Consider the following 16,648-nt stretch of genomic DNA (forward strand, 5'->3'; position numbering starts at 1 on the left):
TGGCTTGGACGTCCCCGCAGTCAAAACGCATCTCGTACCGGGGTTGGTGCGAAGGGACAAGGACGACTATTGATGACCAAGCTGCTTTCTGCAGCCGCTGTGGCGATGGCGCTTCCAGCGATGGCAAATGCGCATTTCCTGCTGGAATACACCTCTGACACCATGATCGACGCACCGGGGAATGTTCCGGTCAAGCTGATCTTCTGGCATCCGTTCTCGAACGGGCATGTCATGGATCTGGACAAGCCGCAGGAATTCTACGTGATCCACAACGGTCAGAAAACCGACCTGCTGGACACTCTGGAACCCGTGCGTTTCACCGGTGGGGAAAACGAAGGCGCGGCATTCAAGGGTTATGTTCCGGTCAAACGGTCGGGCGACTATGTGCTGGTGACAGTTCCCCAGCCCTATTACGAGGGGTCTGAGGATATCTATATCCAGCAGATCGCCAAGGCATTCCTGAACCGCAACGAATTGCCGACCGACTGGATGAACCCGGTGGGCTTGCCGGTTGAGATCATCCCGCTCAACAAACCGACCAACATCATCGCGGGTTCGACCTTTACGGGTCGAGTTATGGCAGAAGGCCAACCGGTTGCGGGTGCCGAGATCGAGATCGAGTACATGGCCGCAGAACCGGACATGGAAAGCACGGCTGCTTCGGCCCCGACCGTCTCGCCGTTGCCGGGTGGTGCATTGGTCGCAACCTCGGATGATAACGGGTATTTCACGTTCGGCGTTCCGAAAGCCGGATATTGGGGTTTTGCAGCGCTCGGCGCCGGTCCCGTGACCGAACACAATGGCAAAGAACTCAGCCAGGACGCGGTCATCTGGATCCGCGCCTGGGATTTGGAGTAACCGTAGATGCATATCGTTGACGGAGCCTTGTCCAACCCGGTCGTGATCGGCGGTGCCGTCGCTGCGGCGGGTGGAATTGCCATGGGCCTCAGGTCGCTGGATCTTGATCGCATCCCCACTGCGGGGGTGCTGTCAGCCAGCTTTTTCGTGGCATCGCTGATCCATGTTCCTATTGGTCCGTCGTCGGTGCACCTGATCCTCAACGGTATGGCCGGGCTTTTGCTGGGGTGGGCCGCATTCCCGGCCCTGTTCGTCGGGCTTTTGCTGCAAGCCGTCTTCTTTGGCTTTGGCGGGTTGACGGTATTGGGGATCAACACCCTGAACATCGCATTGCCCGCGGTTCTGGCCGGACTGATCTTTAGCCGCCTGATCGCCCACGGCTCACCGCTGCAAGGTGCGATATGGGGCGGGGTCGGCGGTGCCTTTGCCATTGCCGCCACAACCGGCATGGTTGCGTTTTCACTGGCCTTGTCCGGGGATGCCTTCCTGCCTGCGGCTAAGATTGTTTTCTTTGCACATATTCCTGTCATGGCGATTGAGGCGATCCTGACCGGGTTCGCGGTTTTGCTGGCGCGCAAGGTCAAGCCCGAGCTGTTTGTCAAACGAGCGGTCGCATGAGGTATCTGGCAATCATTCTGGCGCTGTGCTGCGCACCCCTACCTGCCTTAGCGCATAAGGTCATAGCCGGAGTGTTTAAATCCGGTGACGCCATCGAAGGCGAAATCGGCTTTTCCAACGGCGACATGGCAAGCGATACCGAGGTCATCGTCAACGGCCCGGACGGAGCCGAGCTGGGCCGTATCGTAACAGATGCAGACGGGTTTTTTATCTACACGCCAAACGCGCCGGTGGCCCATACATTCTTTGCAAACCTTGGTGCCGGACATGTGGCCGAGGTCACCATGCCCGCTGCGGATGTCGCCCGGATCATGGGCGTTGAAGCGGAACCTGATACCCCGCCAACAAACGCACCTGCCCAGGCAGCGGCGGTGCTCAGCACTGAACAACAACAGGTCATTGCCAGGGCCGTGCGGGATGAGCTGCGCCCGCTGCGTCGGGAAATCGCGGCTTACCGCGAACAAAATGATCTGCAAACTGTTCTGGGTGGGATCGGATATATTGTCGGTCTGTTTGGTCTGGGCTTTTACTTTGCGGCACGCCGCAAGCTGGCGGCCTGATGGCGCATGTTCTGGGACAACAGGAAAGCACGCTGGTCAAAGCGGGCGCGCAGCGGCGCGGCGCGATCAACCCGCTTGATCCTAGGATGCGGATCGTTATGGCGGTTGTCTTCGCGGTGGTGACAGTGGCGGTGTCCTCGCTGACAGCGCTGTGCGCGGCTCTGGCGGTGTCCCTTTCGCTTCTTGCCGCGTCGCGTCTGCCCTGGCGGAAGACATTGAAACGCATGGCCATGATGGACGGGTTCATCCTGTTCATGCTGGTGTTGTTGCCATTCTCCATGCCCGGCGACCCGATGTTTACGCTCTGGGGGTTTCCCGCAAGCTGGCAGGGCTTCCGGAAAGCGGTCGAGATCGCCTTGACGGCCAACGCGGTCATCCTGTCCCTTATGGTGCTGGTCGGCACGATGGAGCCGGTCACGCTTGGCCACGCCCTGCACCGCCTGCGCTGCCCCGAAAAGCTGGTTCACCTTTTGATGTTCACCATCCGATATATCGAGGTTCTGCGGGAAGAATACCTGCGCCTGCGCGCGGCCATGAAAGTGCGCGGCTTTCGCCCGGCAACAAACTGGCACACCTATCGCAGCTTTGGCTATCTCGTGGGCATGATGCTGGTGCGCGCGATCGAAAGATCCGAACGCATTCTTGATGCGATGAAATGCCGGGGTTTTTCAGGCCGAATGCTGTTGCTTCAGGACTTTACCCTGACCCGAAGGGACATCGTTTTTGCCGCAGGTCTTGGTGCTCTTTGCGCGGGTCTGATCATACTGGATTTGGCATGACACTGATTGCGCTTGAAGAAATCCGCTGTGCCTACGCCGGTCAGCCACCCGTTCTTGACGGTGCCAGCCTCAGCCTGTCCGCTGGTCAACGCCTGTCGCTGACGGGCCCGAACGGGGCAGGAAAATCGACCTTGCTGCGCATTACGCTTGGCTTGCAGCGCGCACAGTCCGGCACGGTCAGGATCTTTGGTCAGCAAAGGGTGCATGAGGCTGATTTTCACGACGTGCGCCGCCGGGTGGGCCTTGTGTTTCAGGATGCGGATGATCAGTTGTTCTGCCCGACCGTCGCCGAGGATATCGCCTTTGGCCCGCTCAACCTGGGCAGAACACGCGACGAAGCACTTGCCATCGTTGAAAGCGTGTTGGGTGATCTGGACCTGATGCATCTGAAGAACCGCATCACCCACAATTTGTCAGGGGGTGAAAAACGGCTGGTTACGCTGGCGACCGTTCTGGCGATGGAGCCCGAGGTTCTGCTGCTTGATGAACCTACCAACGCGCTGGACCCACGGAACGAGGCCCGGCTGCTGGAAATCCTCCGGGCATTGCCGCAAGCGATCCTTCTTGTTAGCCATTCCCCGGCCTTCCGCGCCGAACTGGCACCGGATGCGCTGGATTTGCGAGACGGAAAACTGGTTGCTGTCTGACAGGACCAATACGTGTTCAGCTGTTCCGCTTTCGGCTCATAAGCCCATATCTGACTGCCCATGCGCGAAACGATAGGCGTCTGCGACGGTCCTGTTTCACCGGGTGTTTCGACGGCGCGCCACCTTTTCGGTTGAACTCGAAAACGTCGATGATGCGCTCGGCGCAACCGCAGGCTTCGCCCATGCCAACTTTGGCAAAGTAGAATTTTTCGAAACGTTCCGGGTTTCGCATGGCACCCCTCCTGTTCAAGCGTAACTCCAAAAGCCAAGTGCCGCCAAATCACTTTGTTGCGGATGCAGAGGGGCTCCTATGGCGCGGCGAATGCGCTTCCCGTCCAGACATTGTCCAATTGATTGAAGACCGGCGAGGTGATGAGCATCTCGGCAGGGTACAGCAATTGCAGCTCATCCGCGAACCGCGTGACGCCGGGTACAAGCCCGGTGATGTTTTGCCACGCGGCCCAGCTGCCGGGATCGGACAGGCTGGTGGGATTGCCGGGATCAGCCGCCTGGTGCCAACCGGCCGCATTCAGGATCGGCGAAAGGGCAAAGCGCGCATCGTTGCTGTCAACCTCGGAACAGGCAGCAGCATCGCATTCCCAGCTTGTCCAGTCTGCCGCCGCGATGGTCCCGGCAATCGGGGCGGCGGCGTCGATGACCCGTGCCAGAACCTCGAACCCGCCACCCGCAGTCGGACGGCTGAGCGACAGGGGGTCGGTGGCCACGGCATGCAGCGCCGCGGTCGGTGCCAGGCTGAGGGTCCGGCCGATCAAAGCCAGCTGTGCGATGCCGTCGGTCACCGGGCCTGATCCGGCGGCCGGAAGGACCCTGACAGGTGTCAGGATCGGTACCGCACCGCCACGTATCGCGATCTCCTGCAACGCATTGTCGAAGGCCGGAACGAAATCACTGCGGATCGTATAGCTCAGCGGGAAACTGGCCTGCTGCGGACCAACGGGCCTTGCGCCGTCGCGGGTGATGAAAGACATCGGCGGAACGGCACCCGGTTGCGGCAGCGAAATCTGCGGTCCCGCGATACCCAAAGCGGCCGCGATCATGCGAGCGCGCTGTTCGGCCTCACCATACTCGCTCAGCAGATTGATATAGCCGCCGATCTCGGTGATGTTGCGCGGCGCAGGGATGCGCGAAGGGGCAATATCGCCCGCAATGGCCAGCCTATGGGCAATCACCTCACGGGCGCGCTGGATCGCCGGAGAGTTGGTCGTTTCAAGAATGTTGATGATCGCCTCGGCAAGGCTTTCATCAATTCCCGGTTTGTCCGTCACATTTGTGCTCGTGTCACTCATTGTCGTCCTCCGCAGGGGCGTTCAGGCCATTGAGGAAATCCAGCACCGACTGGCTGCCAGCCTTGGTCGCGCTGCCGTCATCGGCATCCGCGTTCGCCTTGGTGAAGGCCCCGAAAAGCTTGGCCAGAAGCAGTGTGTTGGACGGGTTGGCCAAAGCCGCAGCCCCGCCGGGGAAATCCTTGAACAGGTTTTGCGTAAAGGCTGCCCGGTTGCCGTCTGCCTGTCCGCCAATCAATGCGGCGACACCCGAGGCGTTCTTGGCGATATCCTCAAACCCCTTGATCTTGGCGGCGTTGCTGGCATCGAACGCCTTTTTGTCAGCGGCGGCTTTCTTGGCCTCTTCCTCTTTGCGGGCGGCAGCGATTTCCTGACCTTTACCCGCAAGTTCTGTGGCCTTTCCAACCAGTTCTTTCGTCAGATCCGTTGCCGTGTCGATGGCCTTGTCTCGCCCCGCAGCGACCGATTGCGTTTCAAGCGCCAGCTGGGCTTGCAGTTCCTTAAGGCCCGTAAGATCGGTTCCCGCCCGCGCAAGATCAGGCGCGGCCTTGAGGATTTCGGCCAGTTGCGACGTGGGCACAGCCTGTCCGGTGCCAATGTCGCCCCCTGCAATGGTCAGCGTGTTCGAAGGCTGGTTGTTCGGCAGGTCTGACGGCGCACGTGTACCAAAGATGGCGTCACTGTCAGCAGGCAGGACCGGCGCGTCGCCAACCGGTGGCGGTGTCGGGCTGTCCTGCCAGTTCCAGAAGCGGCGATGGTCGATCATCTCGCAGGAATTGCAGCGGCCCAGAACGGCCTCGCCCAACAGGCCCCTGGTCGGCAGTGAAATCGTGCGGCGCGGTGGCCTGAAATCCTCACGGTGGAAGGCCAGCAGGCTGTCCTGAATATCACCGGTCCGCATCTCCATCCGGTCGGCCAGATCGGGCGGGATCGAGAAGGGCATGATCATGGCATTGCCATAGAACCCCAACACCTTGTTCTGGACGGTGCTGAGCAGCGATATCTCGCTTGAGGCATCGTCCAGCCCGCCTTCCGGTACCCCGATGGTGAAGCGTTCCAGCAGGATCGCACGTTCTTCGTCCGTCATGCTGGCCCAGATCACGCGGGAATAGCGAACGGTGTTGGCCACAACATGCTGGTACATCTCTTCGATGCGGCGCAGATCCCGGCGTGACAGAACGTCCGGCACCTCCTGCACGGAATAGGGCAGGGTGGCAGGCAACGCCTGGAACGTATTGTCATCAACAACGGTCTGGGCGTTTTCATTCATACGCGCCTCGAACTCACTGACCATGGGCGGACCCACCAGATCGTCAAAGTCCGAGCCCGAGATGGTAGTGCGAAGGCTGCGGTTGATATTGCGGGTGGCCCGGTCCAGATCGTCAGCATCTTCCAGATTGGCCAGATGTTCCCAGATGTTGAAAATGTTGATGGGATCCGGACCAGTGTAGAACGAATAGGCAAACGAGCCCGTCCGCCTGCGCAGCTCGACACGGGCGATATCCGACCGCTCGACCGAACGGGGCAAAGCCACAGACCCGGTATAGGTCCGGCGCTTGGTCGGATCACGCCGCGCATCAGCCAGCCGGACAAGCAGGTTCTCGCGTGTTTCCGCTGGCAGGTCATGCAGGTTGTCGATGTCTATCGGCGATCCGGTCAGCGGCACAGGTCCGACCCGGTCGCCATCCTGCGTGAAAATCACAACAGAAATGTCATCATTGGGCATGAACGTGCCCTGCGCCTCGAAACTGACGATGTCCTGTGCGACACCGGGCGCGTTCTGCGGTGTTGCGTCCTTGTCCGCATAAAACTCTTCCAGCAGCTTCAGTGCGCTGCGGAATCTGCGGCGGTTTCGGAACACGCGCCGGAACACTTCGGCATGGCGCAGGATGACCTTGTACCGGCTCAGCAATCCGGACCGGGTGACATTGCCCGGCAACTGATCGCCTTGCCCCAGACGGCGGAAGCGGATGAGTTGCATGGGCACAAAGACCACCAACTGCACGCCCTCGATACGCGTTTCCAAGGAAAAGTCGCGCAGGACTTCGAACCATTGCATGGTCATTGCGTGGCAATGATTGCGGTTGGCCACGAATTTCGTTGTGGCCGTTCGCCGATCCGTCGCAGTTGCTGTGCGCACACTGGTCCGTGCCGAGTTGCGCTTGACCGAAGCCGCCCGTTCAAGCGCGGCAGAGAATGTCTCATGCGTGTCGGACAGAAAATCGCGCGATGTGTTCTGCGTGTTGGACGAATTGCCGGAAGAATTCGAACTGGACCGTGCACCGCTGAAGCCCACGCCGCCGACGATGGCCCCGATGCCTCCGAACAGGCCGCCACCAACGCCACCTGCGCCCCCGAAGCTCTTTGAAAAAGCGCGGGTCGAAAACGAAGACGTACCCTGAATTACCTCATCCAGCGCGCTTTCAAACGTACTGTCAAAGGACGTGTCGCGGGCTTCCTCGAATTCCTGTTGTTCTTCAAATGTCAGGCTCTCTCGTTCACGTACGCTCAGTGTTTCGCGCTGTTCCGACACGACAATCCGCTGCTCTTCTCCGGGGGCAAGCGGTAGGGAATAGACCAGCCGACCCAAAGACATGCCAGCGTGGACAGCCGTCGACCGCATCTTGGCAATATACCCAAGCGCAAGGCTCGACGCTTTGGGCACATCCTGAGGCCGCTCCTCAAGATCTTCAAAGAAGTCTTCAATATCAATGGGTTCGTCAATCGGAATCCGGTCTCGAAAATCCCAATCACCCCCGTCATTGTTAAACGCCGCCAGAAGCGTTTCGGCTGACAGATTGGCCTGAGCAAAGGCTGTGCCCGGGATAGTCGTCACAAAGCGGCCCCCACCTATGGGGCGCGTTCGAACGATATTCTTGGGCCCGACGAGGGGATCAATCAGCCGGTACAAAACCGAATAGCGCCGCCGTGAAACCGTGCCGCCTTCGGTTCGGTACTCCGACGCGCAATCGCCCTCGCCCAGCACGATAGGGGCCTGCGAACCGGTGAAATCGGATATGTTTTCTTCGGCATCCTCGGGATCCACCGGAAAGATATCGGCCAGCTCACCGACGATCGAACGGTGCAAAGGCAGGACAGTGCGATCCAGCACCACAAGACCCATTTCGCCGTCCAGCGCGTCAACGCGTGGCACGGCTTCTGTCAGGGTGGTGTTCTGGCCCCTGATCCGTAACCGCAGGCCGTTCTGCGGCAGGCGGAGGTTAGGCAGATCAACCGAAAAAAGACCACGCGCGTCCGTGACGGCGGCTTTGACAGCCCACGAAAAATCTGCGTCGTCGATCCCTTCATTGGCGGTAAAGGTGGGGCGCAGGACCTCGACGATCACGCGTTCGGCAGGGGTCCCGTCAGGGTTGATCAGTTCCCCCCGCAATTTCGGGGCGAGGGTGGGAACGACCGCCCCCAGAAAGCCTCCGGCCAGATCTTCGCGAATGGTTGCAAGCTGACGAAAAACCGCACCAGTCGACTGGACGCGCCGGTCGACCAGATCGTTGATCACTTCTGAGGACAGCTCAATTCCGACGCCACGGCGCAATGCCTTGAGCTTTTCCGCCTCAACCCGCTTCTGATCCTCAACGCTGTGCGCACCAGCCGCGACAGTGCCGGAAATTTCCGCTGATATCGATGGGTTAGGCCGAAGATTTGGTAGGGACAGCGTTATGCGCGGGGGCTCACTGCTGGAGTCGGACATGAACGTCACCTCTCGAGAAAGAGCTGAAAAAACGAGATGTCAGAAAAATAAGTCAAATCATTAAAGGTGACCCAAGGTAACATGTCTGGGGGATTCGCGGAAGCAACGCAGGGTTGTACCCGCTGCAACGCGCGGCAAAGCGCTCAGGACAAGCGTAGTGTCCCTTGCCGCTGACGGTATCCAGAATTGGTCAGGGCCAGAGGAAAAACCTGTCGGGAAACACCGGCACCCAGATCGCCTTTGGTCTAGTTTCGCGACTGCTGAGACGAATAGAAATACGCAATGGCCTGCGTGCGGTTTTTGACACTCAGCTTTTCGTAGATGTTGGATAGGTGAAACTTGACCGTGTTTGTCGAAATCTGAAGTTCCTTTGACAAATCCCGGTTCGACATTCCCTGCGCCAGCGCCTCCAGAATTGCGCGTTCTTTACGCGACAGGCTCTGGATCGGGTCCTGTTGCATTTTCCGGATATCTATGAACGGGAATACCATCTTACCCGCTGCAACTTTGGCGCAGGTTTCCAGCAGGCCCTCAACCTCGCCCGTGCGGGCGGCAAATCCGGCCGCACCCGCCTGCATCGCCAATCGCGGGACATCGCCGCCAGTGTCGCCATAAACGACAAAGCGCGGGGCGTTGGGCTGATCGCGCAGAACCTCGATCAGTTTGGCAGCGCCTAAAACCGAAAGCGTCCAGTCGACGACACCGACCTGAACGGGAACCCGCATCACCGTTCCCAGAAACCCTTCGGCCGTTGCTGACGTGGCCATCAGCGAGAATCGGGGGTCCCGCTCGAATATTTCGGACATGGCCGACAGAACCAGCGGGTTGCCGTCCGCCAGCATGATGTCGATGGGTTTGCTCGGTGTCTCAACCATATGATTTTGCCCCGAATTCGGAAAAACCTACCCATAAGGATAGGGAGTTTCTTTGTATACCTTCGTATTTTTACCAAAACGGGTAGGTATTGCCCCATCCTATTGGCCATCCAAAAGCAGTAGTAAGTTACGTTGCGTCATAAGGCAAGCTCGCGTTTCCTGCTCGGCAACTTGACACGACGGGCCGCAATGCCCGGCCAACAGCCGAGGATGCCAGACCATGACTTTTCAGATTTTCCCTCCGCTCGAAATCCCCCAAACCCTCGCTGCGGGGCCGGGGCCGGGTAACACGGATGCCCGCGTCCTCAAGGCCTTTGCCAATGCAGGCGTTGCCGATCACATGCAGGGGGACGTCCTTAGGGGGATGGTCGAATGCAAGCACATGCTGCGGAAAATCTGGGGTACCCAAAACGCCTATACCTTTGCTGTTGCCGGCACCGGTTGGAGCGCCCTGGACACCATGTTTTCGGCTGTCATGCCTGGCGACAAGGTCGTTGCTTTTGCCAACGGCACATTCTCGGGGATCGACGCGCTGACCCTGCGGTTCAAAGCGGCGACGCCCGAAGAACATGCAGCCAACCCGATGGCGCCTCAGGCCGCCAGCGTCACCGTGATCGAGGTTCCGCACGGCCAGCCGGTCACCGGTGATCTGGTCGAGGCGACTCTCGCGCAGCACAAACCGAAATGGGCTTTCATGGCGCATTGGGAAACCGGATCTGGTCGCATCAATGACCTGCGCGGATTTTCCGACGCGTGCGAACGTCATGGCGCGATGGGTCTGATCGATGCGGTATCGTCTCTGGGCGTCGATGACTTCTCGATAGACGATTTTCCGGGCATCGCCGGATGGGCGTCCTGCCCGCAGAAAGGTCTATGCTGCCTGCCGCTGACCTATGCCCCTGTCAGCTTTACCGACGCCTATATCGCATCACTCAGAACCACCGGTGCCTATACCTATGTGCACAATCCCATCTTTGAGGCCCGTCATTGGGGCATTGTCGATGGGCAGGATGTTGAAAAGGGCACCTATCACCGCACCCATTCGGGCTACGCCGTTGCGGCCTTCCATGAATCCCTGCGCCTGACCCTTCAGGAAGGTCTGGCTAAGCGGTCCGCATCGTACAAGACGCATGAGAAGGTTCTGCGCGACGCTGTCACCGAAATGGGCTGCGGGGTCACCTCCGACATGCCCAGCCTGATCGTGCTGAACCTGCCCCCGGAACTGGCTGGCCGCGAGATGGAGCTGGTCCAGAACTGCCGCGCGCGCGGGTTTGGCATCTGGCCGACGCTCAGCGCACCCGTGCAGGTGCGCATCGGCATCCTCAACCAATTGAACCGCGACGCCGTCAGCCGGATCGTGCGCCTGTTCGCCGAAGCCATCCGAGAGCTGGGCGGAACGGTCGACCAAAACGCAATCGAAGACCTGCTGGAAAGCCGTTACGGCACCTCAATCGCTGCATAAACAGGAGCGGATCAGATGGATATTCACGAATATCAGGCAAAGGAAATTCTTTCGAATTTCGGTGTCGCCATACCATCCGGCGCACTGGCCTACAGTCCGGAGCAAGCGGCCTATCGGGCGCGTGAGCTGGGCGGTGACAGATGGATCGTCAAGGCGCAGGTCCATGCAGGCGGTCGCGGCAAGGCCGGAGGGGTCAAGCTGTGCAACACCGAGAACGAAATCTATCAGGCCTGCGATGATCTGTTTGGCCGCAAGCTGGTCACGCATCAGACCGGCCCCGAAGGCAAAGGCATCTATCGCGTCTATGTCGAAGCCGCGGTGCCGATTGACCGCGAGATTTATTTGGGTTTAGTCCTCGATCGGTCAAGCCAAAGGGTGATGATCGTGGCCTCGTCCGAGGGCGGGATGGAGATCGAGGATATCTCGGCTGACCGCCCGGAAAGTATCGTCCGCTCCATCGTGGAACCGGCGGTTGGGCTTCAGGAATTTCAGGCGCGCGAGATCGCATTCAACCTGGGGCTTGAGCCCAGGCTGATCCAGCAAATGGTGCGTACGCTACAGGGCTGCTATGCCGCTTTTAGCGAGCTTGACGCGACAATGGTCGAGATCAATCCGTTGGTCATCACGGGTGACGACCGGGTGCTGGCGCTTGACGCCAAGATGAGCTTTGACGACAACGCCCTGTTCCGCCATCCACAAATCTCTGAACTGCGTGACAAAAGCCAGGAAGACCCGCGCGAAAGCCGCGCGGCCGACCGCGGACTGTCTTATGTCGGGCTGGACGGAAATATCGGCTGCATCGTCAACGGTGCCGGTCTGGCGATGGCCACGATGGACACGATCAAGCTGGCCGGTGGCGAGCCTGCAAACTTCCTTGACATCGGGGGCGGGGCTTCGCCCGAACGTGTGGCCAAGGCGTTTCGTCTGGTCCTGTCGGACGACAATGTTCAGGCCATTCTGGTCAACATCTTCGCCGGTATCAACCGCTGCGACTGGGTGGCCGAAGGCGTCGTTCAGGCCCTGCGGGAACTTGACCTCGACCTGCCCGTCGTCGTGCGGCTGGCTGGGACAAATGTCGAAGAGGGCCAGAAGATTCTGGCCAAATCCGGCCTGCCGATCATTCGCGCCTCAACGCTGATGGAGGCGGCAGAACGCGCTGTTGGCGCATGGAAAAACGACCTTACTCAAGGCACCAAGATGAGGGCTGTGAAATGAGCATTCTTCTCGACCGTGACTCGCGCGTCATCGTGCAGGGCATTACCGGCCGCATGGCTCGGTTTCATACCAAGGACATGTTGAACTATGGCACCAATGTCGTGGGCGGTGTCGTCCCCGGCAAAGGCGGGGAAACCGTCGAAGGTGTTCCGGTCTTTGACACCGTCAAACAGGCTGTCGAGGCGACCGGCGCGGATGCCAGCCTTGTTTTCGTGCCCCCGCCATTTGCGGCTGATTCAATCATGGAAGCCGCAGATGCCGGTATCCGCTATTGTGTCTGCATCACCGACGGGATTCCGGCGCAGGACATGATCCGGGTGAAGCGGTACATGTACCGCTATCCGAAAGATAAGCGCATGGTGCTGACCGGGCCGAACTGTGCCGGTACGATTTCCCCAGGCAAGGCGCTGCTGGGCATCATGCCGGGCCACATCTATCTGCCCGGCCATGTCGGCATCATCGGCCGCTCGGGCACGCTGGGCTATGAGGCTGCGGCGCAACTGAAAGAACGCGGCATCGGTGTCTCGACCAGTGTCGGGATTGGTGGCGACCCGATCAACGGGTCATCCTTTAAGGACATCCTTAAGCGCTTCGAAGAGGACGAGGACACCCATGTCATCGCCATGATCGGCGAGATCGGCGGCCCGCAGGAAGCTGAAGCTGCCGAATACATCCGCGACCACATCACCAAACCGGTGATTGCCTATGTCGCGGGTCTGACCGCCCCGAAAGGCCGCACGATGGGCCACGCGGGTGCGATCATCTCGGCCTTTGGCGAAAGCGCCAGCGAGAAGGTCGAGATCCTGTCCGCCGCCGGGGTGACCGTTGCCGAAAACCCCGCTGTGATCGGTGAAACAATTGCCCGTGTGATGGAGGCCGCGTGATGGTCAAACCCTCGGTTCTTGTGACCCGTCGCTGGCCTGCCGCCGTCGAGGCGCAGCTGGCCGAGAATTACAACGCTGTTCTGAACACCGGGGACAAACCCATGTCCCCGGCCGAAATTCGGCAAGCCTTGAAAACATATGACGCGGTGCTGCCAACTGTAACGGACACACTGAGCGCCGAAGCAATGGACGTCCCTGGTGCGCAGACCAAAATACTGGCCAATTACGGTGTCGGATACAGCCACATCTGCGAACCTTCGGCGCGTGAGCTGGGCATGACCGTGACCAACACGCCCGATGTTCTGTCCGAATGCACCGCCGATATCGCCATGACCCTGCTGCTGATGGTGGCGCGGCGCGCTGGCGAAGGTGAACGCGAGCTGCGGTCCGGCACCTGGACCGGATGGCGGCCCACGCATCTGGTTGGAACCAAGGTCAGCGGCAAAACGCTGGGCATTATCGGCTATGGCCGCATCGGGCAAGAGATGGCTCGCCGTGCGCATCATGGCTTTGGCATGGACATCCTTGTCTACAACCGCAGTCAGATAGCGCCGGATGTGCTGGCCAGGTGCAATGCAACGAAGGTGGCCTCGATTGACGACTTGCTGCCGCAATGCGACTTCGTCTCGCTGCATTGTCCCGGCGGGGCTGACAATCGGCATCTGATCAACGCGCGCAGGCTGGGCCTGATGAAGCCCGACGCCTTTCTGATCAACACCGCGCGCGGTGAGGTGATCGACGAATGGGCGCTGATCCAGGCCCTGATGTTCGAGATGATCGGCGGGGCCGCGCTGGACGTGTTCGATGGTGAACCCCGTATCAGCCCGGACCTGCTGCAATGCGACAACCTCGTGATGCTGCCACATCTGGGCAGCGCCACCCGCGAAGCGCGCGAGGCGATGGGGTTTCGGGTTCTCGATAACCTGAGTGATTTCTTTGAAGGCCGAGAACCCCGGGACCGCGTGATCTGATGCAAGCGCTGGCCCCGAATATTCAGCCCACCCCCAACCCTTCGAGCTATGCCGAAGGGTTGCGCTCGGAATTGCGGGCGTTGTGGCGGAACATATTGCTGAAACGGGCGCCACATGTTGCGGCATGGGCCGAGGTCACGCCGCTGCAACCCATTCCCACGGGACCCGAGGCAACGCCGTATTTGCAGGCCCTTTCGATCTGGTTCCAACTCTTGTGCATCATCGATGAAAACGCCGAAGTTCGGGACCGTCGACTGACCGAAACCCAAAACGGCGCAGAAGCGGTAGAAGGCGGTTTTGCCGAAGCCCTGACAGACTTGTCCCTGACCTATAGCCAGGTTGAAAAGCTGACCGCTGACCTGTGTACCGGTCCCACTCTGACCGCGCACCCGACCGAAGCCAAGCGGGTTACGGTTCTGGAAATTCACCGGCGTATCTACCGCAACCTCGTCAGTCTTGAAACACAACGCTGGACGCCGACCGAACACGCCGAATTGCTGAATGGTCTGGAGGGAGAGATTGATCTCTTGTGGCTGACAGGCGAACTTCGCCTGTCGCGCCCAAGCCTGCACGACGAGATCGAATGGGGGTTTCAGTTCTTCCGCGATGCAATCTTTGATGCTGTCCCGCAGGTTATGGGCCGATTCGATCAGGCCTGCCTGCAAGTGCTGGGACGTACGCCGAGTGAAACTCCTGATATCCGCTTTCACAGCTGGATCGGTGGCGACCGGGATGGCAACCCGAATGTCACGACCGAGATAACCGCATTGGCGCTGAAACGCGGACGCGAAACAGTTCTGGACCTTTATCGTCAAGCTCTTGAGCGTGCCGCAAAAAGGTTGAGCATCAGCGCGCTGATATTGCCTTTACCTGAACCTGTCAGGACGCAAGTACAAGCGATAGTCGACCGGGCTCCGGTCGATGGCCGCAATCGGAACGAACCATTCCGGCAAGCACTCAATGCCATTCGTTATCGGCTGACAAACAGCGGATATGATCACATCTCGCAATTCGTGGGCGATCTCGACACGCTTGATACCGCTTTATGTGCGGTCAACGCGGATATTCTGGCGCGGCAGCACATCCGTCCGTTGCGCCGGGCCGCTTCGGTTTTCGGGTTCCGGACCACAACGCTGGACATCCGCCAGAATTCAACCGTCACAACCGACGTTCTGGCCGAAATCTGGTCGCATAACGGACAGGTGCCGGTTTACGGCACGGTCGAATGGTCTGCCCGCTTGCGAACCGAACTGGCCGATCAGAACCTGCCCTGTCAAAACCGCGACGCGTTAAGCGATCAGGCGCGGGAACTGCTTGCTCTTCTGGCTCTGGTCCATGGTGTGCGATCGGGACCGGACCCCAAGGCAATAGGACCCTTCATCCTGTCCATGACCCGTTCGGCCGACGACATTCTCGGCATCTACCTATTGGCCCGCTATGCCGGGTTTGGGTCTGAAACTCTTGATCTTTCGGTAGTCCCATTGTTCGAGACAATTGCCGATTTGCGAAATGCCCCATCAATCCTGCTCGACGTTTTGGCTGTTCCGCTTGCCCGTCGCAGCCTCAAAACCGACGGTCGAGTAATCGAGGTGATGCTGGGATATTCGGACAGCGGCAAGGACGGAGGCTATTTCTGCTCAACATGGGAGTTGGAGCGCGCCCAACGCCGGATCGTCTCGGCGCTGGCCTCGCAAGGTTTCAAGGCCACGTTTTTCCATGGTCGCGGTGGCTCGGTCAGCCGGGGCGGTGCACCGACCGGGCGCGCCATCGCCGCGCAACCCAGCGGAACAGTTGCCGGGCGGTTGCGCGTGACCGAACAGGGCGAAGTTGTTTCGGCCAAATATGCCAACCGGGGCACGGCTGCGGCGCATCTGGAGTTGTTGCTGTCAAGCACGATGCGCCATACGGCGACCCCTGACGAGGCGCCTTCACGGCCTGATTTCGATGACGCATTGGATGCTTTGTCAGAGTTGTCACAGACAGCGTATGTCTCGCTTTTGCAGATGCCGGGTTTTCTGGACTATTTCCAGCAGGCGAGCCCTGTCCAAGAACTTGCCCGCCTGAAAATGGGGTCCCGTCCGACCCGTCGGTTCGGCGTGGCCAGTCTGGACGACCTGCGGGCCATTCCATGGGTCTTTGCGTGGTCGCAGAACCGCCACCTGATCACTGGTTGGTACGGGTTCGGCACCGCCATGGCCAGTTTTCGCAAGTTTCGCGGCGCGCGCGGTGATGACGTGTTGCACGACATGTTTCGACACTCCCGCCTGTTCCGCCTCGCCGTCGATGAGATGGAAAAATCGCTCTATCAGACGGATATGGAAATCGCAGCGCAGTATGGCGAATTGGTCTCTGATATCGAGATCCGCCAACGTGTATCGCAGGTAATCAAGGCGGAATACGATAGTGCCTGCAAAGCGATCCGGTTTCTGACAGGTGGTCAGGTCATCGGCCATCGCTTTCCCCGCCTTTGCGAGAGGTTTGACCGCAAACAGGCCGAATTGGCCCGCATTCATGCTCTTCAGGTCGAACTGCTGCAACACGCCCGCAACGAACCGCAGGCAGGGTCAGTTCCCGTGCCGCTGCTGCAATCCATGAACGCCATTTCCGCTGGTCTTGGCTGGACCGGCTAACCATTTTCAGGAGATCAAAACTGTGAACGCCCCGCATAGAACAAACGGATTTTTCACCCAGTCCTTGTCGGACCGCGATCCTGAGCTTTTTGGCTCGATCCGGTCTGAGCTGGGTCGTCAGCGCGACGAGATCGAG

The 16,648-nt window shown here is 59.6% G+C and carries 14 protein-coding genes; 10 read left to right on the forward strand and 4 right to left on the reverse strand.

The features are described from left to right. The first annotated feature begins 72 nt into the window (after positions 1-72). The 5 genes from ACR0ID_RS17775 to ACR0ID_RS17795 are packed head-to-tail and all read left to right on the forward strand — an operon-like array spanning position 73 to position 3,462. Entirely contained in the window at positions 73-858 is a 786-nt protein-coding gene (locus tag ACR0ID_RS17775) for a DUF4198 domain-containing protein (RefSeq protein WP_480521280.1), read from the forward strand. A gap of 6 nt (positions 859-864) precedes the next feature. After that, the gene (cbiM, locus tag ACR0ID_RS17780; protein WP_480555956.1) at positions 865-1,476 is read left to right on the forward strand and encodes a cobalt transporter CbiM; all 612 of its coding nucleotides are present in this window, start codon (positions 865-867) and stop codon (positions 1,474-1,476) included. Continuing rightward, a complete protein-coding gene (locus ACR0ID_RS17785; RefSeq protein WP_480607504.1) occupies positions 1,473-2,036 on the forward strand; it encodes a cobalt ABC transporter permease in 564 nt (187 codons plus the stop codon). Before cbiM ends, ACR0ID_RS17785 begins: the two co-directional genes overlap by 4 nt. Further along, positions 2,036-2,815, forward strand: coding sequence for a cobalt ECF transporter T component CbiQ (gene cbiQ / locus ACR0ID_RS17790; RefSeq protein WP_480607507.1), 780 nt, complete (start codon positions 2,036-2,038; stop codon positions 2,813-2,815). The genes ACR0ID_RS17785 and cbiQ overlap by 1 nt, the downstream gene beginning before the upstream one ends. Next, positions 2,812-3,462 carry an energy-coupling factor ABC transporter ATP-binding protein gene (locus tag ACR0ID_RS17795; protein WP_480607510.1) on the forward strand — a complete coding sequence of 217 codons (651 nt, stop codon included), beginning with the start codon at positions 2,812-2,814 and terminating at the stop codon, positions 3,460-3,462. Before cbiQ ends, ACR0ID_RS17795 begins: the two co-directional genes overlap by 4 nt. 16 nt (positions 3,463-3,478) lie before the next feature. Here ACR0ID_RS17795 and ACR0ID_RS17800 read toward each other — a convergent pair whose 3' ends face one another. From ACR0ID_RS17800 to ACR0ID_RS17815, 4 genes are all read right to left on the reverse strand, one after another. Then, positions 3,479-3,694 (reverse strand): hypothetical protein, encoded by a 216-nt coding sequence (locus ACR0ID_RS17800; RefSeq protein WP_480555953.1) that lies wholly within the window; start codon positions 3,692-3,694, stop codon positions 3,479-3,481. Positions 3,695-3,770: 76 nt separating this feature from the next. Beyond that, positions 3,771-4,769: a hypothetical protein gene (locus ACR0ID_RS17805; protein WP_480607512.1), complete on the reverse strand. Its 999-nt coding sequence runs from the start codon at positions 4,767-4,769 to the stop codon at positions 3,771-3,773. After that, complete coding sequence (locus ACR0ID_RS17810; protein WP_480607515.1) at positions 4,762-8,475, reverse strand: hypothetical protein; 3,714 nt, start codon at positions 8,473-8,475, stop codon at positions 4,762-4,764. Before ACR0ID_RS17810 ends, ACR0ID_RS17805 begins: the two co-directional genes overlap by 8 nt. Positions 8,476-8,720: 245 nt before the next feature. Next, positions 8,721-9,350, reverse strand: coding sequence for a LuxR C-terminal-related transcriptional regulator (locus ACR0ID_RS17815; RefSeq protein ID WP_480607517.1), 630 nt, complete (start codon positions 9,348-9,350; stop codon positions 8,721-8,723). 220 nt (positions 9,351-9,570) lie between these two features. Between ACR0ID_RS17815 and ACR0ID_RS17820 the strand changes: the two genes are divergently transcribed. The 5 genes from ACR0ID_RS17820 to ACR0ID_RS17840 are packed head-to-tail and all read left to right on the forward strand — an operon-like array spanning position 9,571 to position 16,512. Then, complete coding sequence (locus ACR0ID_RS17820; protein ID WP_480607521.1) at positions 9,571-10,812, forward strand: pyridoxal-phosphate-dependent aminotransferase family protein; 1,242 nt, start codon at positions 9,571-9,573, stop codon at positions 10,810-10,812. A 15-nt stretch (positions 10,813-10,827) separates the two neighbouring features. Then, positions 10,828-12,027, forward strand: a complete 1,200-nt coding sequence (locus ACR0ID_RS17825; protein ID WP_480607523.1) for a malate--CoA ligase subunit beta — start codon at positions 10,828-10,830, stop codon at positions 12,025-12,027. Continuing rightward, the gene (gene sucD, locus ACR0ID_RS17830) at positions 12,024-12,911 is read left to right on the forward strand and encodes a succinate--CoA ligase subunit alpha (protein ID WP_480607526.1); all 888 of its coding nucleotides are present in this window, start codon (positions 12,024-12,026) and stop codon (positions 12,909-12,911) included. The genes ACR0ID_RS17825 and sucD overlap by 4 nt, the downstream gene beginning before the upstream one ends. Further along, positions 12,911-13,882, forward strand: coding sequence for a 2-hydroxyacid dehydrogenase (locus ACR0ID_RS17835; RefSeq protein WP_480607529.1), 972 nt, complete (start codon positions 12,911-12,913; stop codon positions 13,880-13,882). The genes sucD and ACR0ID_RS17835 overlap by 1 nt, the downstream gene beginning before the upstream one ends. Next, positions 13,882-16,512, forward strand: a complete 2,631-nt coding sequence (locus ACR0ID_RS17840) for a phosphoenolpyruvate carboxylase (RefSeq protein ID WP_480607532.1) — start codon at positions 13,882-13,884, stop codon at positions 16,510-16,512. Before ACR0ID_RS17835 ends, ACR0ID_RS17840 begins: the two co-directional genes overlap by 1 nt. The last annotated feature ends 136 nt before the right edge of the window (positions 16,513-16,648 follow it).

The organism is Ruegeria sp. AL2 (assembly GCF_056540845.1).